We start from the raw sequence: 24,363 nt of genomic DNA, 5'->3' as shown, positions 1-24,363 counted from the left end.
ATCTACCGCGTGAAAGGTGACAGGAAGTAACAGGATAGGCTGCGAAGCGAGCCGACATGAGAGCCGGAAGTCAGGGCGAAAAAAAAAGAGCCCGGCTTGCGCCGGGCCCTTGGTCACGCACCTCAATGGGACTCTAGAATTTGAAATTCAGGCGGGTAAAGAACGAACGGCCCATCAGATCGTACTGGGTAGCGAACGCCGGCACGTTGCCGTAGCGGGTTGCGACGCCGCTGGACACGTAGGGCGGCTTCGAGTCGAGCAGGTTCTGGATGCCGAACAGCACCGACCATTTCGGCTGGTTGTAGCGCACCGAAACCGTGTGGTACAGGCGGGACTCAGCAACGATGTCACGCTGCGCGCCGATCCACCCTGAATAGCCGGTGGGGTAGGTCGGCGACAACGTCAACGCCTTGGTCGCGTCCACGTAGTCCATGTACCAGGTGTAGTTCCAGTCACCACGCTTGAGCAACGTCCGCAGGTTGCCGACCAGCTTCGGGCGGCCGATCTGACCATTTCGATCCGAATTACTGAACCCACTGGCGGACGTGGTGCTGAACAATTGCTCGAAGTCCTCCATCGTGTAGGTGACCTGGCCTTCGACTTCCAGCTTGCCGAACGAATAGTCCTTGTCGAAGCGGGCTAGCAAGTCGTAACCACGGACCTTTTGTTTGTTGATGTTGACGTAGGTCGCGTAAACCTCTTCGATCTTGTTCGGCGCGGTCGGATCGGTCGACGGATTGCGTTTGAGCATGCTGCAGAAGCTGTTCGGGTAGACCTGGGCGCCATAGCAGCCTCTCAAGATCGAGGTGGCACCGAGGTTGGTGATCTGGTCGCGAACCTCATAGTCGAAGTAGTCCAGCGCCACGCTGAACGGCCATACCGTCGGCGTCAGCACGATGCCAGCGGTAAAGGCGTTGGACGTCTCCGGCTTCAGGAAGCCGGCGCCGCCGCCTTGGAACACCTTGGCAGAGGATGGATTGCCCACGTAATTAGACGGAATGCCTGCGGCCCCGCAATTGGCGCGGATGAAATCGTTGGTGCTTGTGCCCCAATCGATGCAGGGGTCGATGCTCAGCTGGCTGGTGAAGCTCGACAGGTTGCCGAGGTAGAGCTCGTACAGACCAGGCGCACGGTAGGACGTGCCCTTGGTGGCACGCAGGCGCACCGACGGGATCACTTGCCAGCTGAGGCCGGTCTTCCAGACATAGTCCGACTTGCTGACCGAGCCATAGTCGAACGCGCGTGCAGAGAAGTTGGCTGTCAACGCCTCGATCGCGGGTAACCCCTTCAGTAGCGGCACTTCGATTTCGGTGAAGATTTCCTTCACGTGATCGCGGCCCTTGGTGACTTTCGCGGAACTCTGGCCCCACAGGTCGCCGTTGCGCTCCACGTCGCTGGGTTGGTCGTTGATGCCGAAGTTGCGATATTCGACGCCGAACGCGGCACCCACGGCACCTGCCGGCACGTTGAACAATTCGCCGGTCGCCGTAGCGTTGAAGAGAATCTGGTCGTAAATGGTGTTGCCGGTATGCCACTGGCTGACGGCCGAGACCAGCTCACTCATGCATTTGCCACTCAGCACGCAGGGGCTGAAATAGTCCACGGTCGGCGCGTTGGGGCTGTAGGTCACGTCGCCAGACTTCGAGGCCAGGATCGACAGGACGCTGTAGTCGCCATCCGAACGCGTGTAGGACAGGTTGGTAGCCCAGGACCAGGTGTCGGTCTTGCCAATCAGCCCGTCGAGTCCGGTATGCAGGTAGTAGTAATTAACACGGGTCTTCGAGTCAGACGGGAACGGCATCACCGGCTGTGCGACACCTGACGGCACCTTGGCAACGTAGGTCGGATCATTCGCATAGCGATAAGCTGCGTACGGTGACGTCGCGCCACCAACCACGGGGAAGAACTGGCGCCAGCGATGGGTATCAGTGCCACGCCGATTGAACAGGACCTCATTGGTCCAGTTCACGTCGCCGAATCTGAAATCGGACGTCGCAAACACGCTGAAACGCTCCTGACGATCAACGATCTGCTGCTCACCATAGAAGTCGAAGTTCAGCACGTCTTCGTAAAAGGCCTGTCCAGTGTTGCCAGGCCCATAGCCGGCGTTGGTGCGTGGACGGTAACCCGGGATCAGGCCAATTGTTGTGCCATCAGGCGAAGGAATGTAGCGACGGCCGGTCAATGCGTCGAACACGGTATTCGCATACAGGTTGCCGCTGGTGCAGCCGGTCAGTGGCGTGCCTGCGGTGATCGAGCGATCCTGGCGATCAATCCGGTTGCCGCTGGCATCGAACGCCAAGTCCTGCGGGCATTTCAGGAAGTCGCGGTCACGTATGCGCAACGGCTCCTGGATGTAGTATTCCGCGGCAGCGGCTATGTTGCCATTGCTGAAGTTCCAGCCGTTTGCCAGCGAAAAGCTGACTGTCTCGGCCCCGCCATGCTGGGTTCCGCGGCCATTGAAGCTGAACTCAAGGCCATCGAAGTTCTTGCGGGTGATCAGATTGACCACGCCGGCGATCGCATCGGACCCATAGATGGAGGACGAGCCATCCTTCACGATCTCGGCACGTTGCAGGATCGCTTGCGGGATCACGTTCAGGTCGAATGCAAGCACCTGGCCGCGGGTGCCGGCGGGGCCGGGACGCTGGCCATTGAGCAGGACGGCGGTGCGCTGGGCGCCGAGGCCGCGAAGATTGATTGTCTGCACACCGGTACCGCCTTCCACCACGAAGCCAGCGAACTGGTTGCTGATCTGGGTAGAGCCCGCGGCCACGCTGGATTTTTGCAGGAATTCGGCGGTATTGATCTGGCCGACGTCCGCGCTGACGTCCGCGCTGATGACCTGTACCGGCGACGTCGTGTCGTATTCCAGGCGTTTCAGCAGCGAGCCGGTGACCGTGATTTTCTCAAGGGTCTTGGGTTCGGCTTTCTTGGCCTCATCCTTCTTGGCCTGTTCAGCAGCCTGATCCTGTGCAGGCGCAGGCGCTTGCTGAGCCATTCCGACGCTACCATACAGGCAGCTTGCCAAGGCGACGAACAACGGAAGCTTGCGGAGCTTCAGGCTCTTTGCGGTATTCCTCATCATTTTCCCCTTTCCCCTTGCTGGATGATTGTCCGAAGCCCCCTTCGGACAATTGTTGACAAACTTGTTGACAAATTGTTAACCCAGTGTATTTGCGATGTAATGAACCTGCAACCTTCCGGTAATGCCCGATCTGCATGAGGCGTCGATAGGTGGTGCCTATCAGAGGCCGCCATCTCCGCAGTCGTTTTTCAGGAATGATTCCATCAATCCGAGCGTCTGGACCTGGTGCGAGGTGTACCAAGGCATGCTGTGGGGCATGTCCGGGATCAACGCGAACTTGGCATTGACCTTGCCGCGCACAGCGTCATAGAAGCCCTTGGCGTGGAAGGAGGGCACGCGTACATCGCGATCACCCACAAACAGCAAGACCGGGATGTTTGCCTTGTCGGTGTTGAGCATGGGATCCATTCCCTTCACCGTATTGCCCTGCAGGATGCGCTGGAGGCGGTTATCACTCCAGCTTCGGTCGATATTGCCCAGGTCGGTCACGGGTGCGCCTGCAATTGCGCACTGATAGGGGCTGTTGGGTCTCACTACGGCTGCAGCAGCGGAGAAGCCGCCATAGGAATAGCCGAAAATAGCCAGTCGCTTCGGATCGGCGATGCCCTGCTTCACCGCCCATGCGGCCGCGTCGTCATCGTCATCCTGCATTTTCTGGCCCCACTCGGCATCGCCTGCAATCCACAATTTGCGGCCCAGGTCCGTTGACCCACGGTACTGCGGGCGCAATACCGCGTAACCGCGCGAGGTCATGAAGGGCACCCAGCCCGACACGTCCCATCCGCCGTAGTCGCGTGCCCACGGTCCGCCATGCGGATGGATGATCAGCGGCAGCGGGGCGCTGCCTTGCTTCCAGTCGGCCGGCAGGTCCAGTAGCGCTGGAATGGTGAGGCCATCGCGTGCTGGATATTCGACCCAACGTTGCTCACCTATTTGTTTCGGATCGATACCTGGCCGCTGGCTGCCGAGGGTCACGATGCGCTTGCGGTCGAGCAGGACGTGGTAACTCGGTGGATTTTGTGCGCTCTGGGCCGTAAAGAGCACGCGCGACAGGCCATCGTTGTAGTTGTTCAGGGCAATCATTTGCCCTGGGAATGCCTTTTGCAGCATGGCCTGGATGGCGTGCATGTCCGGGTCGACATATGTCACCTCCCGTTGCGGCCCATCGACCGTGTATCCCAGGATGCGGTTGAAGTTCCCCGGCTGGATTCCGAGGATGATGCTACCGATCGAAAACTTTGGGTGCGCGATGAGTGGTTCGTCCTCGAACTTGCGGGTGGTCGGGTCGTACATCCACGCTTGGACCTGATCCGAGAACAAGTCCGTCAACACATAGAATTTTCCGGTTTTCTCGTCACGACCCACGATATCGACGGTGTATCGCTCGCTGATCTTGCGGGTCAGGTTGTCGTGGACTTCGAATTCCCCGGTCTGCGGATTCTTGATCAGCACGCGCTGCTCGTACTCGCCAGAGCTGATCGGCTCCATCTCGGTTTTGGTCAGCACATCGCCGGTGCGCGGATCGAACAGACCGGGACTGGTCCGCCCTCCCGCCTTTAACAGGAGCTTGGTCTTGCCAGTCCGCAGGTTGTAGAGGTAGTAGTCGCCGCTCAGTGTCATCCCGCTTAGCTGGGTGATGATCACGTTATCCGGGTCAAGCGGCAGCGTGCTGATCAGCGACGACGTCCCGGCGATCTCCAGGCAGCGCTGCATGTCCTCGCTCATCCCGGTCTTTCGGGTCTTGCTGGCGAATGCTTCGTCAAACTTCTTCTGCGAAGTATCCGTCAGGTAGGTCTTGGTCACGAAGGTCTTGGTGGCGCCCGTGGTCTTGCCCTCGCCACAGCTGCCCAGTTGCCCGGTCCATTCCTGTCGGCCGATGACCAGGACGCGGTCCGCCTTCATCGCATTGGCAGCGATGAACTTCATGCGGTCACCGGATGGCGTGATCTTGGAACCAGCGTCCAGGTTGTCCAGGTCCCAGACGGCCAGTGCGGTGTCCTGGTGGTTCGACCCCGGTGCTTCGACGATCGCGACCACGTTCTTGCCATCTGTACTCATGGACACCGACTGGATTGCAGGAACCCGCGCCAGCGTCTCGATTGAAATCGGATCACCTGCTTGCGCAGGATGGCTGCAGAGCAGCAGGCCCGTTGCGAGCAAGCTCAACTTCATAGTGGTAATGAACGACATTCCCGGCACTCCCCATTGATAGCCTGATGAATGTTCCAAGCGTATCAGCTGGTCATGCGCGGAAGTCCGTTAAAATCATCGCCTGCCGTTTGGCCCGCTGGTCAGGAACCATTGATGCCCCGTTTATCCCCGCACGCCGTCCAGGGCGAACTCAAGCCCCTCGCCAACGTCCGCAACATCATCGCCGTGGGTTCGGGCAAGGGCGGGGTGGGCAAGTCCACCACCGCGGTCAACCTGGCATTGGCATTGGCTGCCGAAGGACTGGCGGTTGGTGTTCTGGATGCAGATGTCTATGGTCCCAGTGTTCCGATGATGCTCGGCCTGTCTGGCCGGCCTGACAGCCCGGATGGCAAGACTATCGAGCCGATGCGCGCGCACGGGATCGAGGCGATGTCGATCGGCCTGCTGGTCGACCAGGACACGCCGATGATATGGCGCGGACCGATGGCCACTTCGGCGCTGACCCAGTTGCTCAATGAAACCTGCTGGGGCGACCTGGACGTGCTGGTGGTCGACCTGCCGCCGGGTACCGGCGACATCCAGCTGACCATGGCGCAGAAGATTCCGGTCGCCGGGGCGGTGATCGTGACCACGCCGCAGGACATCGCCACACTGGATGCGCGCAAGGCGCTGAAGATGTTCGAAAAGCTCGGCATCGCCACGCTGGGGCTGGTCGAAAACATGGCCGTGCATGTGTGCACGAACTGCGGGCATGCCGAGCACATCTTCGGCCAGGGCGGTGCGCAAAAGATGTCGATCCAATATGACGTGCCGGTGCTGGGTTCGCTGCCGCTGGAAATCGGCATCCGCGAACACGGCGATGGCGGGGTGCCGATTGTCGTCGCGCAACCGGATTCCAGTGCTGCGAAGGCTTATCGAGAGACCGCCAAGGCGTTGCTGGCGGCGCTCGACAAGAGGCCGAAAGTGCGCAGCTCGATCATGGCCTCGCTGCTGGGTGGCTGATCGCCGGCACACAAGGCCGTTAGAATCACCCGCTTCGCAACGCCACAAGACGAACCCACGATGAGCATCAAGAGCGACCGCTGGATCCTCCGCATGGCCGAGCAGCAGGGCATGATCGAACCGTTCGAGCCCGGCCAGGTCAAGCAATCAGCCGGCCAGCGCATCGTCAGCTACGGCACCTCGAGCTACGGCTACGACGTGCGCTGCTCGCGCGAATTCAAGGTGTTTACCAACATCAATTCGACGATTGTCGATCCCAAGCGCTTCGACCCGAAAAGCTTCGTGGATATCGAAGCGGACGAATGCATCATCCCGCCGAATTCCTTCGCACTTGCACGTACGGTCGAATACTTCCGCATCCCGCGCGATACTTTGGTGGTGTGCCTGGGCAAGAGCACCTACGCGCGCTGCGGGATCATCGTCAACGTGACCCCGCTGGAACCGGAGTGGGAAGGCCACGTGACCCTTGAGTTTTCCAATACCACGCCGCTGCCGGCACGCATCTACGCCAACGAAGGCGTGGCGCAGATGCTGTTCTTCCAGGCCGATGCCGATGACATCTGCGAGACCTCGTACAAGGACCGCGGTGGCAAATACCAGGGACAGACCGGAGTCACCCTGCCCAAGACTTGAGTGCTGCCGTCATCCCACGTTGACTCGGGCGCGATAATGCTATCGCTCGGTCGGGCCATGCGTTAGGCATTGACCATGGCATGGATATGACCACTCGGCGGGAGATGTGATGGGCTTGCAACAGATCGAAGTCAGGCTGGCGCGTACAGGCGATGAAATCGCCCAGGCGCAGCGACTCCGATACGAGGTTTTCTACGAGGAATACGGTGCGCGTCCTGACCAGGCGATGCTTGGCAGCCGACTCGATGTCGATCCCCATGACGCGATCATGGACCACCTGTTGGTCATCGACCATGCGCGCTCGGCAGCGGCGGGACAAGTGGTCGGCAACTATCGCCTGCTGCCGGCAGAACGGCTGGGTGCAGGTGATGCGTTCTACAGCAGCGCGGAATTCGACCTCGCGCCGCTGCTTGGATCTGGTTTGCGCCTGCTGGAACTTGGCCGGAGTTGCGTCAAGCGCGAGTACCGCGCGCTGCCGGTCTTGCAGATGCTGTGGCGTGGCATTGCGGAATACGGCGCGAGCCATCGCATCGAACTGCTGTTCGGTTGCGCGAGCCTGCGCGAGGGTCCGGAACGTTCCATCCAGGCGCAGCTGGCCCTGCTGCATCATGCCTATCTGGCGCCGCCGCACCTGCGTCCGGTGGCGTTGCCGGGGCGTCGAGTGGAACCCGCCTCGCTGCCCACCGACCGAAGCGACGGAAGACGCGGGCAACGGGCCCTTGAACCACTGGTGCGAGGCTACCTGCGTGCCGGCGCATGGATTGGCGACGGAGGCGCCCGCGACGATGCATTCGACTGTGTCGATGTCTGCATCGTGATGCCGACCAGCAAGCTCACTCCTCGCTATCAGCGGCATTTCCAGCAGCCAGACGCACCCGATATCTCGGCACATTCATCGTGACTCCGGCAAGCCCCGGCCGCCGATCAGGCGCTGGTGTCCTGCGGGCGTGGGTGCGCGGGGTGCTGCTGATCGCCGTAGCGGTTGTGCTGGTCATGCCGCAGGCGTTTTGGCGCGTGCTGTGTCCACGCTGCCTGCCAGGGCCGTTGCCGCGCCTGATCCATTCGCTGGCGCTTCGCATCCTGGGCATACGTGTCGAATTGCGGGGCAATCCGTCATTCGATCAGGGCGCGGTGTGGGTGGGAAACCATCTTTCCTACCTCGACATCCCGATCCTGGGCAGCTTGGGGCCGATGCGCTTCGTTGCCAAGCAGGAGGTCGCGGGTTGGCCTTTATTCGGCTGGTTGGCGAACCTGCAGCGCACCGTCTACATCAGCCGTCGACCGCGCCAAGCTGTTGCCGCGGCAGCGGGCTTCGCCGAGGCAGTGAGAGCCGGTGGCGTAGTTGTTCTGTTTCCCGAAGGCACGTCAAGTGATGGCAGCGCAGTCTTGCCTTTCCGCCCGAGCCTCCTCGAGGTCCTGATGGCGCCGGCTGGGTTCGGGTCCCCGGTCCAGGGATTCACGCTGCGGCTGCTGGAAGTGGATGGCCGGGACGTGAACGAGACATGGCTCCGCGATCTCTACGCCTACCACCGTGAGATGACGCTGCTGCCTCACCTGCGCGCATTCCTGCGCTTGCGGGGTGCCCGCCTGCAGGTGATTTTCCATCAATCGTTGATCCCTTCCGATTTCGCGGACCGGCGCAGATTGGCCATGCGCCTGCATGAGCAGGTTGCTTGGGGATTGACGAATGGGGTGCCTGCGCCGTGACGGCGTGGCCATGTTTGCGCCGCGCCGGCCCGGTGCTGTTGCCGGTGGTGATTCTCGGGCTCACCCTATTCGAGATCCGACGCCAGGCGGTCGCGATGGACTGGACCGCGCTGCGGATGGCGTTCTCGCGGATCGGTGCGGTGTCCCTGTGGGAGTGCGTGCTTGCGACCGCTGGGAGTTTCATGGGATTGGCCCTGATCGAAGCATGGGCGGTGCGAAGGCAGCCAAGCCTGGAGGTTTCCACTGTCACCGCCATGTACACCGGCGCTGCCAGCCACGCGTTGGGCCACGTCCTGGGCTGGCACGCGGTGCTTGGCACGCTGGTGCGCCGCAAGGCGTATCACGCGGATCGGCCGCAGCTGCTCCGCATCTTGTTTGCAGTGGGTGCTGCCGTTTTCGCCGGCGCCGCCTCGAGTCTGGCCATTGGCGCCGCCGCCCTGCACTCGCCGCTGTCGGCTTGGCTCATGGTCGGCGGCGTAATGGCGTTCGCCGTGTTCGGTCGGCGGCGCGGTGGTGGCGCAACCCAGGCACCGGGATCCAGGCGCCGGATAGTCCCCCGGCTGCAACATGCGGCTTCGATCTTCCCCATTGCCTTGCTGGAGGCAGCCGCCGGCATGACCGCCTTGTGGGTCCTGTTGCCGGCGGGAACCTTCTCCAGTTGGCCGGCCTTCGTGGTGACGTGTGTACTGGCGCAGGCGATCGGGGTAGCCAGTCATGCCCCGGGTGGCTTGGGGGTGTTCGAGGCGGCGATGCTGGCGAGCGTACCCGCGGAGGCCCGTCCGGGCTTGCTGGCCGCGATCCTCGCCTATCGTGCCCTGTATGGGCTGCTGCCGTTTGCGACGCTGGGCGTGCCTTGGTTGCTGTGGCGTTGGCTGCATCGCAGGCCGGCGGCCGCAGCGTGTCAGGCGGCTCAATTGGATGCGGGATAACGCGCGATGAGGCGTTGCTGCCGCCAGTAGAGGCGGGCCAGTGCCGCCAGACTTATGGGTCGATGACCGCGGCGCCGCTGCTCGGCTCCGATCGCGAACAGTCGTCGCTGCTTGGCGTACACGATGCGGTAAACGTCACGGATGCGATATTTAGGATCCCAGGCGTGCACCGCTTCGGAGCCGGCGCCGTTGACCTCCATGATCGTGAAATCGCCGCGTTGCAGGGATTCCTCATCGCGGTAGCGCACGTCGTAGCGGCCAACCAGGAACGGGCGTGTCGCCGGATCGCCCATGTCCTTGGCGATCGCGTCCACGGCGGCGACCAGCGCCGGTGTCGCCAGCGTGCTGCCATCCCGATAGCGTCCACCCACCCGGGTCGAGGCCACCGTGGACAGCCGGACTTGTTCGCCAGGCAGGGGAATGCGCGTGGCGTCGTAACTGATCTCATGCATGGGATCAGCGCTGCCGCGCTGGATCCGCGCATCCTTGGCCACCAAGGTGGCGATGCAGTCGTGGCCATTGCCTAGGACAACCGGATAGTCACGCAGCAGGATGCCGATCAAGCGCCCAGAAGCTTCTCCGGGATGGCGCATGTAGAACAGGCCGGCTTCGCCCGGATCAGGCAGGTATCGCTGCAGAACGAAGTCGGCGCCGGCCGGGAACCTCCTTGCATAGTCCGCCAGATCTTCTGCTTGGTGCAGCAGGCGAACCCCATAGCCGCACCAGCCGATGTCGGGCTTGGCGACCACTGGGAAGTCCAAACCCGCGTCCTGCATGCGCAACAGGAGATCGCGTAGTCCCCGCTGCGCGGCAGCAATGATGACGACATGCCGCGCGGTGGCAGCGCGTCCCGTCTCACCCATCGCGTCGAAATACTCCATCTTCCCTTCGCCGACCAGGCCACCAGACGTGATCCCGGGGTTCGCCGCCGATGGCAACGTGAAACTGCCATGGCGCAATCCCAGCCAAATCCACTGCAGCACCATCGGCACGAGGTTCAGCCATTTCGGCAACTGCTCGAAACGGCCCACGCCACCCGTGTCAGCGTGCATCGAGGATCTGGTAGTGGATCGGCTTGTAACGGAAATTGTTGGACTGGCCGGCCGAACAAGCCGTCAGGCCGATGATCAGCGGCATCTGCGCCAGGAACTCGGTGGCATCGCCGGCGCGGCTACGCGGTGGCTCCACGCTCAGTCGCCCGGTCGTGCCATCCACCAGCACGTTCATGAAGACATTGAAGGCCGTGGGAATGGCATCCGGTCCGATGCCATGGGGCGCCAATGCCGCGGCGAGATTGCCGAAACAGCCGCGGTGCGGGGCTTCGTCGCCGTAAAGCTTGCGAAACATCTCTGCCGAGCAAGGGGCAAGCAGGAAGTCATGGCATCCCACGTCGTCCTGGCCGATCACCAGCATCGGCGTGCTGCGGTTGGAATACAGGGTGTCGCCGCTGCCGATGCGAATCGAGCTAGCGTAATCCAGCGTTCTGCCAGAGGACAGCCACTCGCTGGTCTCCAGCGCATTGAAGGCAATCAGGTCGGCGACCTGTTCGCCTTCAGGATCGATTACGCGCAGGGTCTGGCCTTCAGCCAGATGGAAGGCAACCCCGGACCGGGGAGGGATTACCTGGATCATTGCTGGCTCTTCGATGTCTGGAACGGGCAAGCCCAGTCCGGCGCTACCGCCCGGCCGCTGTACTGGCGTGCTGCCGACGCGCTGCCGTGGGCCGCGAGCATCGGGTTGCGGGATCCGGCAAAGGCAAGGTCGCGGCTGGCCACGGTATCCCTCAACGCGTCATAACGCCCATTCGCACGCAGCGTTTCGAACTGGCTGTGCGGATTGAAGACCAGTGCGGCAGTCTCGAAGCAACGTGCCTGCCGGCTTGCGCCGGGGTGCATGCCAACGACATAGAACGCATGTCCACCAAGGCTCATGCTGAAGTTGGGCGATGAAGGATCGCTGCTGACCCGTGGATCCCATGCATGCTGGCTCGCATCAAGCCGATGCAGCGCGGCAAGCCTGTCCCAGAGCGCGGCTTCAAAGCAGGGTTCGTCGAGCAAAGGGGTGCCGGGGAACAGCACCACGCAGGAGAAAAAGACTGAATCGCGGTCGTGGCGCCTGCTGAAGTCGACGAGCGCGTCGAGGATTGCTGCATCGTGCCGACCACAGCGCAAGTCGCCGGCAACGATCTGTTCAAGTTGACCACGGCGCAGGGCGGACTTTGCACCCAGGCAGGGGAATCCGGCTTCGAGGATGTGTGCCTGGAATTTGGTGGCAGCCTTGTCAGGGGATGCGTGCATGCGGCGCGGTGTCCATGTCGTCAGCGGGCATGATCCAGAGCGCTGTTGCAAGGCTGCGTGAACTGCGCAAACAGCTTGAAGGCGGGGCAGTATCTGCCCCGCAATTCGGCAGCGTCGGTCTCTAGCGACTACTGCGCTGGTTTCACGGTTGCGGATGCCGTCCACAGCTTGGCTTCCGGCTTGCCACCCAGCATCTGCGCGCGCACCAGTGGAATCGGCGGGCCGCCATAGCCGAGGAACTGGTCGTGGAAGGTCTTCAGGGCCTTGGGGCCAGGATGCGCGGCAGTCCAGTCCTGGCGTAGCTGCATGATCATCAGCTTGCCCATGGTGTAGTTCAGGTAGGCCGGGTCATAGGTGCCACGCGCGGCCTGCTGGCGTGCGTTGCCAGGATCCTGGAAGGCCTTGTCCTTGAACATCTGCTCGGACTGGGCAATCGTCATGCCGCCGGTATGCAAGCCGATCGCCGAAACGAAGCGCACATCGCGAAGCAACGCTTCGCTGAGTTGGCCGATGTGGGTTTCCGGAGTCGCATCGCCAAGCCCGGCATCGAACATCATTTCCTCGGTGTAATGCGCCCAGCCTTCTGCGAAGGCGTAGCCGACGAACAGCTGGCCAAACTTCCAGTCCGCGCGGTTGGAATGCAGGAATTGCAGGAAGTGGCCGGGCCAGACTTCGTGAGCCGACGTGAACAGCAGAACCGACTTGCCGGGCACGTATGCGTCCTGTTCGGCCTTGGGCCAGGTCGGGTCGGGCGGGGCGATGTAATAGACCGAGGGCAGGCCGTTTTCGTAGGGGCCGGGGATCTCGATGTAGGCGAAGTTCCAGCGGTTGAACGGTGGCGCTTCCTCGACCTTGGCTTGCTCGGTACCCGGGATCGTCAGCAGGTCCTTGTCGATGATGAACTGGCGCAGGCCCGCCAGTTGGTTGCGTGCACCTTCGACCGCACCGCCCACGGGCTTGTCGGCATTGACCTTGTCCATGCATTGGGCAAGCGACTTGCCGGCCGCGTACGCATCGCATGCCGTTTTCAGTGATGCCAGGTTGCGGACGAGGTCGCCATCGGCCGCGGCCTTGAGTTGATCAAGCGGGATATCGACCAGTTCGGTGGCATGCAGCATCTTGGCGAACTTGTCCGCGCCCAGGGCGTAGTCCTGGGTGGCGTTCGGCGCCTGCGCCTTCAGCCAGTCGGCCATGTCCTGGGTGGCCTCGATTGCCGCCTCATTGCTCGCCTTGAAGCGCGCCTGCAAGGCGTCGTCCTTGACCTCGGCGAAGATCGCCGGCACGTCGCTCTTGAAGAAGCTGGAATAACCGGCGAACGAATTCACGCCCAGGTCGATATAGCTCGCCGGCAACGGCAGCTTGAAGTTGGCTTTTATCTGCGCGATCGCCTTCGGCAGCGCTTCCTGGTAGGTCACGAACGCGGCCATGCGTGTCGGTAGCGGCGCATATGGACGGGTCAGGTACATGCTCGGTGACAGGTCGCCGGTATAGAAGCTGGGGTTGCTGTAAGGGAAGCCGGAGTCTTCCAGCCAGAACAGTTGGCCATCGATCACCGTCAACACGTAATCGCGCTGGAAGCGCCCCTTTTCATCGAGCTTTTCGTCGCCGAACGCCGCGAATGCAGTGCGCTGTGCATGCAACCAATCAGCAGTGGCCTTCAGCCCTTCCGGCGAATAGTCGGGCAACTTGCCGTCGTATTCGTGCTTGCCGGAATTCGCGCCGAAGACCGGGTTGTGCTGGAACGAGCCATCGATGAAGGCGTCGACCGCAGTCTGGAATGCGGCATCGGCATTGGCGGTCGTGGCTGTTGCAGTGGCATCGGGCGATGCCGTGGGCGTCGTGTCCTGCTTGCAGCCAGCAGTCAGCGCCAGGGTGATGCAGGACGTGAGTGCCAGGATCCGGAGCGGTTGCATGGGCAGTTCCAGCAGGAATGGAGCGCCAGCCTATGCCCATGCCGGCTGGCGCACAACGTCGCCTGCCAGTGCTCGTGCCGCCGTACCCGGTGCCAATTCAGCGATCGAGTTTGGCCTCGATCATCCTGCAGTGTTTGCGGGCAATCATCATGCCAGTGCGTTGCGCAAGGCCTGCACGCGTTCAATCAATTCTTCCGGTGCATAAGGTCGCGCGTTCGCTGCACCCCAGACCGGGCGCGGCCAGGCGATGTCATTGCGGAAGCGCGCGATCACATGCACATGCAATTGCGGGACCAGGTTGCCGAGTGCGGCGATGTTGAGCTTGTCCGGCTTGAACAAGGAATTTAGTGCACGCGAAGTCGCATCGATCTCCGCCGTGAGTTGTATGCGCTGGGTGGCATCGAGGTCGATCAGCTCGGTGACATTCGCGACCCGCGGCACCAGGACCAGCCACGGATGGTTGGCATCGTCCATCAGGAGCACTTCGCACAGCGCCAATTCGATGACTGGGACGGTGTCTTCGGCCAGTTGCGGGTGCAACTGGAAATGCATTGGCGGATGTCGGTGGTGGCCCATGATGGCGCTCCTTGAACTATGCGGAATGCAGCGCCTGCCCGAAGAATCCGAGCGTTCGTTCGAGGGCAAGCGTGGCACTTGGTTGGTCGTAATCGGCGCGCTGGTTGCAGTTGAAGCCGTGCCCTGCCGGATAGACATGGAGTTCGGCATCCGGATGATGCGCGCGGTGGCTGGCGATATCCGCGGCCGGGATGCTGGCATCACGTTCGCCGAAGTGGAACATCATCGGTGCTGCGAGTGGCTCGGACAGGAATGGCACGCTGCGTGCACCGTAATAACTCACCGCAGGCAGCGACAGGCGGGTATTGGCGAGATACGCAAGCGTTCCGCCCCAGCAATAGCCGACCACGCCGACATCGCCGTATTCCTCCAGGGAGGTGGCCGCGCTGTGCACGTCCTGCAGCGCGCGATCAAACCCGAGCCGGTCAACCAGCCACTTGCCGTGCTGCACGCCCTCGGCGTCGTATTGCAGTTGGACGTCGTGTTCGAAATGGTCGAAGAAGGCCGGCGCCATCGCCACGTAACCGTGTGCAGCGAAGCTGCTGCAGACATCGCGGATATGGCCGTTGACCCCGAAGATCTCCTGCACTACGACCAGCGCGCCGCGCGGCGGGATCGCCGGGTTTGCGCGCCAGGCGCGGATGCGGCCGGTCGGGGTATCAAGGGAGATCCATTCGCTCATTCGGTGCTCCTTGCAGTCGCCTCGATGGTACGCCCGGGCGGCCTTGGGAGGTGCAGCGCTATACTTCGCGCCCCGCGAATGCCCGGCGTCAGGCCGGCTCGCACTGTCCCCGTGTGATGCGATGTCCCTGCAATCTTCTAAATCTACAAGCCCTAAAGTCGGATTCGTAAGCCTTGGCTGCCCCAAGGCCCTGGTCGATTCCGAGCGCATCCTCACTCAGCTGCGGGTTGAAGGTTACGACCTGGTCCAGGCCTATGACGATGCCGACGTGGTGGTGGTCAACACCTGTGGCTTCATCGACAGCGCGGTGGCTGAATCGCTGGACGCAATCGGCGAAGCGATGGCGGAGAACGGCAAGGTCATCGTCACCGGCTGCCTGGGCAAGCGCGCGGAGATCATCCGCGCAGCGCATCCGGGTGTGTTGTCGATCAGCGGACCGCAGGACTACGCCAGCGTGATGGATGCGGTGCATCTGGCATTGCCGCCACAACACAATCCGTACATCGACCTGTTGCCGGACTATGGTCTGAAGCTGACGCCGAAACACTATGCCTACCTCAAAATTTCCGAAGGCTGCAACCATCGCTGCAGCTTCTGCATCATCCCGTCGATGCGTGGCGATCTGGTCTCGCGGCCGGTCGATGAAGTGCTGCGCGAAGCGGAGAAGCTCGTGCGCGGCGGCGTCAAGGAACTGCTGGTGGTCTCGCAGGACACCAGCGCCTACGGTGTTGACGTGAAATACGCGGAGCACACGTGGCGCGAGAAGTCCTACCAGACGCGGATGAAGGCGCTGTGCGAAGGACTGGGCGAATTGGGAGTGTGGACGCGCCTGCACTACGTGTATCCGTATCCGCACGTGGACGACATCATCCCGCTGATGGCAGAAGGAAAGATCCTTCCGTACCTCGACATCCCGTTTCAGCACGCCAGCCCGCGCATCCTCAAATTGATGAAGCGGCCCGGTGCGGTCGACAAGACCCTGGAGCGTATCCAGCGCTGGCGTTCGACCTGCCCGGAGCTGACCATCCGCAGCACGTTCATTGTCGGATTTCCGGGCGAGACCGAGGACGAGTTCGAGCAGTTGCTGGATTTCCTCGATGAAGCCCAGCTCGACCGCGTCGGCGCGTTCGCCTATTCGCCGGTCGAGGGCGCCAAGGCCAACGACCTGCCGGACCCGGTCGACGAAGCCGTCAAGCAGGAACGGCTGGCGCGCTTCATGGAACGCCAGGCTTTGATCAGCGAAGCGCGACTGGAAGCAAAGGTTGGTACGGTGCAACGCTGCATCGTCGATAACATCGATGGTGATCTTGCCATTGCGCGCTCAATGGCCGATGCGCCGGAAATCGACGGCCTGGTGCAGATACAAGACGGGCGCGAGGCCGGCCTGCAGCCGGGTGAGTTTGTCGACGTGATGATAATGGGCAACGACGAGCACGACCTCTACGGCGAGGTCGATTACGCCGCAGGTTGATCCGGCAGAGCCGCCCGGTAACAGCCTTGCGGTGTAACCATTCGTCCCCGTTGCGCGTAAGGTGATGCAACGCTCGTCCGCCCGGGATTTCGTATGTCGGCAACATCGCTTCCGGTCCAACCAGTTACTTCGGAAAAAAAATGGCGCACCGTGTTGCGCCATCGCTGGCCGCTGCGACTGATGCACTGGGTCAACCTCGCCTGCATGCTGGCCATGGTCGGCAGTGGCCTGCAGATCCTCAATGCGCACCCAGCGCTGTACTGGGGCGAAGCCTCGAATTTCGCAGCGCCGCTGGCATCGACCAAGGCCGTGCAGCGTGGCGGCGAATTGCATGGCGTCACCCAGGTCGGCAACACCCGTTTCGACAGCACCGGCCTGCTGGGCGCGACCAATAATCCGAATGGTGTTCGTGTACGTGCAGTTGCGCCGTCGTGGGCGATGATTCCGGGCTCACGCAATCTCGCGGTTGGCCGTCGCTGGCATTTCTTCTTCGCCTGGGCTTGGGTAATCAATGGCTGCACGTACCTGCTGTGGTCGCTGGCTAGCCGTCATCTGCAACGCGACCTCGCGATGCGTCGCCGTGACTGGCGCGAGATCCCGAAATCCATCATCGACCACCTGCGTTTCCGGCATCCGGTTGGCGAAGAGGCGATGCGCTACAACCCGCTGCAAAAGCTCGCCTATCTGGGCGTGATCTTCGTGCTGACCCCATTGATCGTGCTGACTGGGCTATCGATGTCGCCGCAGCTGGATCCGGTGATGGGTGGTTTCATTGAACTGGTCGGCGGGCGCCAGTCGGCGCGCACGTTGCATTTCATTGTGATGAGCTCGTTCCTGATATTCGCAGCCGTGCATCTGCTGATGGTGGTGTATGCCGGGCCGATCAACGAGATGCGTTCCATGCTGAGCGGACGCTTCCGGATTCGCACCAATTCACAGTCGAAGAACGGGGGGCCGGGCAATGAGTGATCGTCTGCTGTTGCCGCGTCGCCGCTTCCTGCGTATCGCTGCGGCGGGTGCTGGCACTGGCCTGCTTGCAGGGTGTGATGCCCTGTCGAATCGCACAGGATTCATCGATGTATTGAGCGCCGCCGAGCCGCTGAATCGCACGGCGCAGCGTTTCCTGTCAGGTGACCGCTTGGTGCGTGAGTACCCTGCCAACATGATCTCGCCGAGCTTCCGCCCGAATGGCTCAATCAATCCGCAGACGCTCGAATACCTCGCGTTGAAGGCACAGAAATTTGCCGGCTATCAGTTGCGGCTGCGTGGGCTGGTGGAACGGCCGATGGAGTTCACCCTGGATGCACTACGTGCGTTGTCTTCGCGCACCCAGATCACTCGGCATGATTGCGTGGAAGGCTGGAGCGCGATCGGGCAATGGACCGGCGTGCCGCTTGCGCAACTGCTCGGCCTGGCGGGCATCAAGCCGGCAGCGAAGTACGCGGTGTTCCACTGCTTCGATGACCTGTCCAACAATGGCAGCCGCTATTACGAAAGCGTGGACCTGCGCGATGCCTTGCATCCGCAGACCATCGCCGCGTATGCACTCAACGGTTCGCCATTGCCGGTAGCCAACGGCGCGCCGTTGCGGATGCGGATCGAGCGCAAGCTGGGCTACAAACAGCCCAAGTACGTGCATACGGTTGAACTGGTCGATAGTTATGCGCGCATGGCCGGCGGCAAGGGTGGGTACTGGGAAGACCTGGGTTATGACTGGTACGGCGGAATCTGACGCCGTCTCGACATGTGACCGCGTATCAAGTTGGCTGGTTTGGAATGGAGGCACACGTCGATGGCAACGAGAGGCAAGTTCACCCGGTTTGCCAACGCGGCGTCCCGTTTCACGGGCAGCCCGGCCAGCTTCATTCTGGCGATCACGGTGGTGGTCTTGTGGGTGGTATCAGGCCCGATCTTCAAGTTCAGCAATACCTGGCAACTGGTGATCAACACCGGCACCACGATCATCACGTTCCTGATGGTGTTCCTGATTCAGAACAGCCAGAACCGGGACAGCAAGGCACTGCAGATCAAGCTGGATGAGCTGATCCGTGCCACCAAGGGCGCGCACAATACATTGCTGGATCTTGAGGAACTGGAAGAAGGTGAATTGCAGACGCTGAAGAATCGTTACGAGGCCCTGGCCAAGCGCGCCCGCGCAGGCCGGCCGAAGGACGATAACGATGAGGATGACGATACCGGTTCGCCCGATGTTGATCGCTAGCGGGTCCGCCGCTAGCCGCGATCACGCCTGGTAACACACATCCACGATCACGAAATCCGTCGGTCCGGTTGGCAACTCGACCTGCAACTCGTCATCCGCGCGCTTCTTCAACAGCGCACGTGCCAGCGGCGAATCGATGCTGATGTGGCCCAGCGGGGCATCGGTCTCATCGGGCCCGACGATCCGATACACCAGTTCGACCCCGTCGCTGATCCGCTCCAGCGTCACGCACGCACCGAAGAACACAGCGCTGTGGTCGCTGGGCGCGGTGTCCACCACGCGCAACGCTTCCAGTCGTTTGCTCAGGTAGCGCACGCGGCGGTCGATGCCGCCCAATTGCTTCTTGCGATAGGTGTATTCGGCGTTTTCCGAGCGGTCGCCTTCGGCCGCCGCCGCCGCCAACGCGCGCACGACCTCGGGACGCTGCACACGCCAGAGGTCGTCGAGTTCCACCTTCAGCCGGTCATGCCCGGCACGGGTGATCAACGCCGTGCTGGCCTGTGCGGGCGGACGCCACCTACCCATGGCGGCGACGCCTAGCGCTTGCCGCCGAACACGCTGCCCATGATCCCGCGCAGGATCTGCCGGCCAATCTGGCTGCCCATGGTGCGCGCGGTCTGCTTGGCCATCGATTCGACCATGCCCTGGCGGCGCTTGGTGCCGAACACTGCATCCTTGATTGATTGGCCGAATCCGCCTTCTTCCGCATCATCGTGTTCGCAGGTTATCGCGGGTGGCGCTTGCGCCTGTTCGGTTTTCTGTTCGGCCTTGCGCGCCAGTATCTCCGAAGCGGAGTCGCGGTCGATGCGAGTGTCGTAGTGGGTTCCCACCGGGCTGCTGGCGCGCACCTGGGCGCGTTCGGCATCGGTAATCGCGCCCATCCGGCAACGTGGCGGGGCGATCAGGGTGCGTTCTACCGGCATCGGTACGCCCTTGTCCTGCAGGGTCGAGACCAGCGCTTCGCCGACGCCCAATTGGCCGATTGTGGCCGCCACATCCAGCCCGGGGTTGGGTACGAAGGTTTCGGCCGCGGTGCGCACAGCCTTCTGGTCGCGCGGGGTGAACGCGCGCAGTGCGTGTTGGAAACGATTGCCGAGTTGACCCAGGATCTGGTCTGGCACGTCGTCCGGAAATTGCGAGCAGAAATACACACCCACGCCCTTCGAGCGAATGATCCGTACGACCTGCTCGATGCGCTGTTGCAAGGCAGGCGGAGCGTCGTCGAACAGCAGGTGCGCTTCGTCGAACACGAACACGAGTTTGGGTTTGTCCATGTCGCCGACTTCGGGCAGCGTTTCAAATAGCTCCGACAGCAGCCACAGCAGGAAACTCGAGTACAGCTTGGGCTTCAGGATCAACTGGTCGGCGGACAGGATATTGATCACGCCGTGACCGTCGGTGGTAGTGCGCATCAGGTCAGACAGTTGCAGCGCGGGTTCGCCGAAGAACATTTCGGCGCCCTCGGCTTCCAGCCGCAGCAGCGAGCGCTGGATCGCGCCGATCGATTGCGTGCTGACCAGCCCGTACGAGGTCGAAATATCCTTGCGCTCGTCGGCGACCAGGCCGAGCAGGGCGCGGAAATCGTGCAGGTCCAGCAGCAGCAGGCCGCGGTCATCGGCCAGCTTGAACAGGATGTCGAGCACGCCGCTCTGGGTGTCGTTGAGTTCCAGCATGCGGCTGAGCAGCACCGGCCCGATCTCGCTGACTGTGGTTCGCACCGGATGCCCGGCCTTGCCCCACAGGTCCCAGAACACCACTGGAGCAGCTTCGTTGCGGTAGTCGCCGATGCCCATCTGTTCGATGCGCTGGGCGATGCGGTCATTCATCGTGCCCGGGACTGCCAGCCCGGCCACGTCGCCTTTCACGTCGGCCAGGAATACCGGCACGCCGATGCGACTGAAGCCTTCGGCCAAGGTCATCAGGGTCACCGTCTTGCCGGTGCCGGTGGCGCCTGCTACCAGCCCATGGCGGTTGGCATATCTGGGTAGCAAGTGAACGAGCCCGCTGGTTTCGGTGGTGACGGCCTTGCCGACAAGGATGGGCGGAAGTTGTGCCTGGTCCATGGTGCCTCGTGGCGGAGAGAAGAGAGAGAGGAGATATGCGACCGCCCGATTCTATTCGGATGCGACACCAAGCGCCCGTTGCGCATGTCCATCACGCGTGCCCATTACTTCAGCAGGTTGCCCCGGCTTCCGGCGGCCAGCTACTCTGCAGGTTCCCCACGCTGTCGGCTTGCCCATGTCATTTCGTTGGTCGTTTCATTCAACCCCCACCTTGGCTGCACTCGCGGCGACCTTGTTTGCGGCTCTTGCCGCGCCCCCGGCGCAGGCGCTCTCGCGTCGCGACCAAGCCGCAGTCACCGTCCTGCAACAGCGCATGGATGCCGCTGAAAAGCAGTATCGCGACGGTCTCTTGGCGGAGGATGACGCTGCGACCAGTGCTGCGGCCAAGGCTGCACTGGGTGAAATGGAGGCGGTTGTGGCGGCCTGCGCAAAACAGCGTGGTTGTGAAATAAGCACGATGCTGGCGACCTACGAGCGCCTGCTCAAGGCGACCGCGCCGGCGGCAGGCGATGCTGTGGTAGGCGAAGGCGGCGAAGATCCGATCGATGCGGGCGACCTGGCTGATGGCGACGTTCCCGATACTGCCAGCGCTGCAGCCTTGTTGAGTGAGGACGGCCAGCGCTTCGTGCGAATGGTGCAGTTCAACCCGGCGGTACAGGCCGGGATCCGCCGTTGGCTGACCGACATGCGGCCGTCGCTGATGGATAGCTATGAGAACTACCGCTACATGCGGCACCTGATGTCGCCCGCGTTCAAGCGCCAGGGGCTGCCGGAAGCGCTGCTGTTCGGGATCATGGCCAAGGAATCAAACGGCAAGGTACATGTTGGTTCACGTGCCGGTGCGGTAGGGCCGATGCAGTTCATGCCGGCGACCGGCAAGCGATTTGGCCTGGGTGATGACGGCACCGGCTTCGATACCCGCTACGACCCTCGTTCCGCAGCCGATGCCGCGGCGGCCTACCTGGGCGAGCGCATGCGCGGGCTCAATAACAGCATCGAATTGTCGCTTGCGGCCTACAACGGCGGCGAAGGCCGCGCCGCACGCGTGTTCCAAAGTACTGGCGGGCGCAATTTCTGGGATGCCGATGTCTACAACCAGTTCCCGGCGGAAACCAAGGACTATGTGCCGATGGTGATCGCCGCCGCATGGCTGTACCTGCATCCGCGCGACTATGGCATCCAGTGGCCGCAGGTCAGCAGCAAGCCGGCTTTGATCCGGCTGACACAGCCCAGCTCGATCTACGAACTGACCATCTGCCTGGGCAACAGCGGTTCGCGCGATGGCTATATGCGTGCATTGCGTAACCTCAACCCGCGTTACGACGCCGATAGCTGGATGCCGGCAGGCACTGCGTTGAATGCGACTGCTCGCATGGCCACCCTGTACGACCGCTACTGCACGGCCGGCAAGCATCGCGCGGAACTGGCAAAGCAATTGGTGACCAGCAACGTGCAATCCGCGCTGGTACAGGTCGGGCCGGTGACATCGACCTCTGCGCCTACGACTGCGACCGTGTCGCCTGCGCCCGCCAAATCCTCCAGGCCCGCGAAATCGAAGCGTTACAAAGTGCAGCGCGACGATACATTGAGCAGCATCGCCCGCAAGCAAGGTTGTGAAATCCGAGATATTGCCAAGGCCAACAAGCTCAAGGCGCCGAAATACGCGATCCGACCGGGTCAGTCGCTCAGCCTGCAGGGTTGCAAGGACTAGGCCGGCCACACAAAACGATTCGCCACGCATGAATGTCTGGGTGACCATTTACGCCATCGGCGCCGCAGAGGCCGTACTGCTGGCGCTGGCGTTGTGGTGGCGAACGAGTAATCCGCAAGCCAACCGCATCCTGGCGGTGTGGTTGGGGATCGTGGGAGTGGACCTGACGGTCAAGGCATTTTATCTGGCTTCGCCAGGACCAGCTCCGGACCTGTTGCGGGCCTCTCGGTTCGTGGCGCTTTTCCCATTCCTGTATGGCAGCCTGTTTTATCTCTACGTACGCGCGTTGACCATGGCGCGTGGCTTCGCATTGCGCGACGTAAAGCATCTTGCCGGCTTCCTGTTGATGTGTGCGCTCACCGCGTCGTGGCTCTTGACAGGCCCGAAGCACATTGGTGGTGAGTTCACGTTCTGGTTTACCAGCCGACCGCCGCCGTACTGGTGGTACAACGCCTCGCTCTTCATCTACAGCTTGTCCTACGTGATCGCCGCGCTGGTAAGCATCCAGCGCTATCGACGTGTGTTGCTGCAGCGGCGCTCGGATGCGGACCGCATGTCGCTGCGCTGGCTCTTCACACTGGGGATCGGGCAGATCATCATCTGGTGCATTGCGACCGCGCAGGTGTTGGTGCGGATCCCGTTCGTTGATTACTACCTGATCTATGGCGCCGTGGCGGCCTGGGTTTGTGTGGTCGGCTGGTTCAGCCTTGGCCAGCCGCCGGTGGTTGATGAGTCGCTGGAGCACGTCAGCGCAGCATCTGTAGATGGCACTCGGGATGGCAGTGGCGAGAGTAGTGGCGAGGGCGATGCCCTCGACGATGACGCGCGCTTCCCGGCAGTCGAGGTGCGGCTGTCGCAGCTCATGACGCGCGATGCGCTGTACCGTGAGCCGGCGTTGACGATAGGCCAGGTCGCCAAGCGCAGCGGCTATCCTGAATACCTGGTCTCGGCGGTCATCAATCGCCGCCTGGGCGGCAATTTCTGGGACTACATCAACCGCCACCGGATCGACGCTGCGCGTACCTGCTTCGCCGACCGCGATGATGTCCGCACCATCCTCGAGATCGCCTACGCTTGCGGCTTCACATCGAAATCGACCTTCAATGCGGCGTTCAAGCGGCAGGCAGGGCAGACACCAAGTGCCTATCGCGAGCAACACGCGGGACGTTCGCCGCCCGCCTGACCTGGCGTTTCAGCTGGCGACTGTGTCCAGGCCTGCCACTCGTAGCGAACTGCGGCGCGAACGGATTGCGGGCCAGCGCAGCAGCAGTTCGCAGACCGCAAGATTGATTGTCCAGCCGGACCACGCCGCAGCGATGTAGACCGGTATGAAGGGCAGTTGCAGGGCGCCCGTGCCGATGCCCAGGACTAGCCGCAGGGTGACCGCCGAGTAGGTCAGGGCGACGCTGCGGCACATCCAGCGGCGATGGCCGGCGGTGTCGCCCACGATGGCGCGTTGGATGCCGATCACGGTCAGGCACGGCCACAGCAGCGCCATCAGGATGAAGGACGCGCGACTTGGCACTCCACCCTGGGCATTTAGTGCCAGTGAGAATGCGGACACGCTGCCGATCAGCACGGCTGCGACGTAGAGCCAGCCAGATAGCCGGTGTAATGCGGGGGCGCGTCGACGCAAGCCGGCGCTGAGCTGCAGCGGCGCCAGCGCCAAGGCCAGCCCGCCGAGAAAGAAATGCAGTGGCACGTCCACGCCCGAAATCGCGAATTGCGCCGAAAACGGGTTGCCGGTCTGGAACGGGAGATACAGGAAGGCGAAAGCGTAGGAGGCGACGGCCAGTGCCAGCAGCACGAATATCGTCTTGGCGCTGAAGCGTCCCATGATTCCCAACCATCGCCACATTGCATCGTCTCCAGTTTCGGGTGATGCAATCAGGTTGCCATTGCCGCCACGCCCAGTCGTC

At 62.3% G+C, this 24,363-nt stretch carries 22 protein-coding genes; 11 read left to right on the top strand and 11 right to left on the bottom strand.

Features of this window, described 5'->3' with window-relative positions:
- Positions 1–133 precede the first annotated feature (133 nt).
- Positions 134–3,085 (bottom strand): TonB-dependent receptor, encoded by a 2,952-nt coding sequence (locus PSV05_RS10790; RefSeq protein WP_300064971.1) that lies wholly within the window; start codon positions 3,083–3,085, stop codon positions 134–136.
- Positions 3,086–3,247: 162 nt separating this feature from the next.
- Positions 3,248–5,278: a prolyl oligopeptidase family serine peptidase gene (locus PSV05_RS10785; RefSeq protein ID WP_300064969.1), complete on the bottom strand. Its 2,031-nt coding sequence runs from the start codon at positions 5,276–5,278 to the stop codon at positions 3,248–3,250.
- A gap of 114 nt (positions 5,279–5,392) precedes the next feature.
- Here PSV05_RS10785 and apbC point away from each other — a divergent pair, with 114 nt between their 5' ends.
- From apbC to PSV05_RS10760, 5 genes are all read left to right on the top strand, one after another.
- Positions 5,393–6,241 carry an iron-sulfur cluster carrier protein ApbC gene (gene apbC, locus PSV05_RS10780; RefSeq protein WP_300064967.1) on the top strand — a complete coding sequence of 283 codons (849 nt, stop codon included), beginning with the start codon at positions 5,393–5,395 and terminating at the stop codon, positions 6,239–6,241.
- A 60-nt stretch (positions 6,242–6,301) separates the two neighbouring features.
- Positions 6,302–6,874 (top strand): dCTP deaminase, encoded by a 573-nt coding sequence (gene dcd, locus PSV05_RS10775; protein WP_300064965.1) that lies wholly within the window; start codon positions 6,302–6,304, stop codon positions 6,872–6,874.
- 109 nt (positions 6,875–6,983) lie between these two features.
- Complete coding sequence (locus tag PSV05_RS10770) at positions 6,984–7,775, top strand: GNAT family N-acyltransferase (RefSeq protein ID WP_300064963.1); 792 nt, start codon at positions 6,984–6,986, stop codon at positions 7,773–7,775.
- A gap of 143 nt (positions 7,776–7,918) precedes the next feature.
- On the top strand, positions 7,919–8,581 hold the full coding sequence (locus PSV05_RS10765) for a lysophospholipid acyltransferase family protein (RefSeq protein WP_300064961.1): 663 nt from the start codon (positions 7,919–7,921) through the stop codon (positions 8,579–8,581).
- Positions 8,578–9,510 (top strand): hypothetical protein, encoded by a 933-nt coding sequence (locus PSV05_RS10760; RefSeq protein ID WP_300064959.1) that lies wholly within the window; start codon positions 8,578–8,580, stop codon positions 9,508–9,510. Before PSV05_RS10765 ends, PSV05_RS10760 begins: the two co-directional genes overlap by 4 nt.
- On the opposite strand, the gene PSV05_RS10755 is transcribed toward PSV05_RS10760, so the two are convergent.
- From PSV05_RS10755 to PSV05_RS10730, 6 genes are all read right to left on the bottom strand, one after another.
- Positions 9,492–10,562 (bottom strand): hypothetical protein, encoded by a 1,071-nt coding sequence (locus PSV05_RS10755; protein WP_300064957.1) that lies wholly within the window; start codon positions 10,560–10,562, stop codon positions 9,492–9,494. The two genes, PSV05_RS10760 and PSV05_RS10755, sit on opposite strands and share 19 nt — an antisense overlap.
- Positions 10,552–11,142, bottom strand: a complete 591-nt coding sequence (locus PSV05_RS10750) for an urea carboxylase-associated family protein (protein WP_300064956.1) — start codon at positions 11,140–11,142, stop codon at positions 10,552–10,554. Before PSV05_RS10750 ends, PSV05_RS10755 begins: the two co-directional genes overlap by 11 nt.
- Positions 11,139–11,807: a guanitoxin biosynthesis heme-dependent pre-guanitoxin N-hydroxylase GntA gene (gene gntA / locus PSV05_RS10745; protein ID WP_300064954.1), complete on the bottom strand. Its 669-nt coding sequence runs from the start codon at positions 11,805–11,807 to the stop codon at positions 11,139–11,141. The genes PSV05_RS10750 and gntA overlap by 4 nt, the downstream gene beginning before the upstream one ends.
- A gap of 128 nt (positions 11,808–11,935) precedes the next feature.
- The gene (locus PSV05_RS10740; RefSeq protein WP_300064952.1) at positions 11,936–13,720 is read right to left on the bottom strand and encodes a DUF885 domain-containing protein; all 1,785 of its coding nucleotides are present in this window, start codon (positions 13,718–13,720) and stop codon (positions 11,936–11,938) included.
- A 147-nt stretch (positions 13,721–13,867) separates the two neighbouring features.
- Complete coding sequence (locus tag PSV05_RS10735) at positions 13,868–14,296, bottom strand: HIT family protein (protein ID WP_300064950.1); 429 nt, start codon at positions 14,294–14,296, stop codon at positions 13,868–13,870.
- Between the two features lie 16 nt (positions 14,297–14,312).
- On the bottom strand, positions 14,313–14,978 hold the full coding sequence (locus tag PSV05_RS10730; RefSeq protein WP_300064948.1) for a dienelactone hydrolase family protein: 666 nt from the start codon (positions 14,976–14,978) through the stop codon (positions 14,313–14,315).
- A gap of 121 nt (positions 14,979–15,099) precedes the next feature.
- Between PSV05_RS10730 and rimO the strand changes: the two genes are divergently transcribed.
- The 4 genes from rimO (at position 15,100) to PSV05_RS10710 (ending at position 18,670) form a co-directional block, all read left to right on the top strand.
- Positions 15,100–16,449 (top strand): 30S ribosomal protein S12 methylthiotransferase RimO, encoded by a 1,350-nt coding sequence (rimO, locus tag PSV05_RS10725; protein WP_300064946.1) that lies wholly within the window; start codon positions 15,100–15,102, stop codon positions 16,447–16,449.
- Between the two features lie 150 nt (positions 16,450–16,599).
- A complete protein-coding gene (locus tag PSV05_RS10720) occupies positions 16,600–17,418 on the top strand; it encodes a cytochrome b/b6 domain-containing protein (RefSeq protein ID WP_300064944.1) in 819 nt (272 codons plus the stop codon).
- Positions 17,411–18,181 carry a molybdopterin-binding protein gene (locus tag PSV05_RS10715; protein WP_300064942.1) on the top strand — a complete coding sequence of 257 codons (771 nt, stop codon included), beginning with the start codon at positions 17,411–17,413 and terminating at the stop codon, positions 18,179–18,181. The genes PSV05_RS10720 and PSV05_RS10715 overlap by 8 nt, the downstream gene beginning before the upstream one ends.
- Positions 18,182–18,241: 60 nt before the next feature.
- Positions 18,242–18,670 carry a low affinity iron permease family protein gene (locus tag PSV05_RS10710; protein ID WP_300064940.1) on the top strand — a complete coding sequence of 143 codons (429 nt, stop codon included), beginning with the start codon at positions 18,242–18,244 and terminating at the stop codon, positions 18,668–18,670.
- Between the two features lie 21 nt (positions 18,671–18,691).
- On the opposite strand, the gene greB is transcribed toward PSV05_RS10710, so the two are convergent.
- Positions 18,692–19,195 carry a transcription elongation factor GreB gene (greB, locus tag PSV05_RS10705; RefSeq protein WP_300064938.1) on the bottom strand — a complete coding sequence of 168 codons (504 nt, stop codon included), beginning with the start codon at positions 19,193–19,195 and terminating at the stop codon, positions 18,692–18,694.
- Between the two features lie 11 nt (positions 19,196–19,206).
- Positions 19,207–20,733, bottom strand: a complete 1,527-nt coding sequence (locus PSV05_RS10700) for a helicase HerA-like domain-containing protein (RefSeq protein WP_300064936.1) — start codon at positions 20,731–20,733, stop codon at positions 19,207–19,209.
- A gap of 169 nt (positions 20,734–20,902) precedes the next feature.
- Between PSV05_RS10700 and PSV05_RS10695 the strand changes: the two genes are divergently transcribed.
- Both PSV05_RS10695 and PSV05_RS10690 read left to right on the top strand, forming a co-directional pair.
- Positions 20,903–22,444 (top strand): transglycosylase SLT domain-containing protein, encoded by a 1,542-nt coding sequence (locus PSV05_RS10695; RefSeq protein ID WP_300064934.1) that lies wholly within the window; start codon positions 20,903–20,905, stop codon positions 22,442–22,444.
- A gap of 28 nt (positions 22,445–22,472) precedes the next feature.
- Positions 22,473–23,627 carry an AraC family transcriptional regulator gene (locus PSV05_RS10690; protein ID WP_300064932.1) on the top strand — a complete coding sequence of 385 codons (1,155 nt, stop codon included), beginning with the start codon at positions 22,473–22,475 and terminating at the stop codon, positions 23,625–23,627.
- 9 nt (positions 23,628–23,636) lie between these two features.
- On the opposite strand, the gene PSV05_RS10685 is transcribed toward PSV05_RS10690, so the two are convergent.
- Positions 23,637–24,281: a DUF2306 domain-containing protein gene (locus PSV05_RS10685; RefSeq protein ID WP_300064930.1), complete on the bottom strand. Its 645-nt coding sequence runs from the start codon at positions 24,279–24,281 to the stop codon at positions 23,637–23,639.
- Between the last annotated feature and the right edge of the window lie 82 nt (positions 24,282–24,363).

It is taken from the genome of Thermomonas sp., assembly GCF_029945965.1.
Classification (GTDB): domain Bacteria; phylum Pseudomonadota; class Gammaproteobacteria; order Xanthomonadales; family Xanthomonadaceae; genus Thermomonas.
The sequence above is the reverse complement of the archived record's forward strand: the minus strand, read 5'-3'. Positions and strand labels throughout refer to the sequence as shown.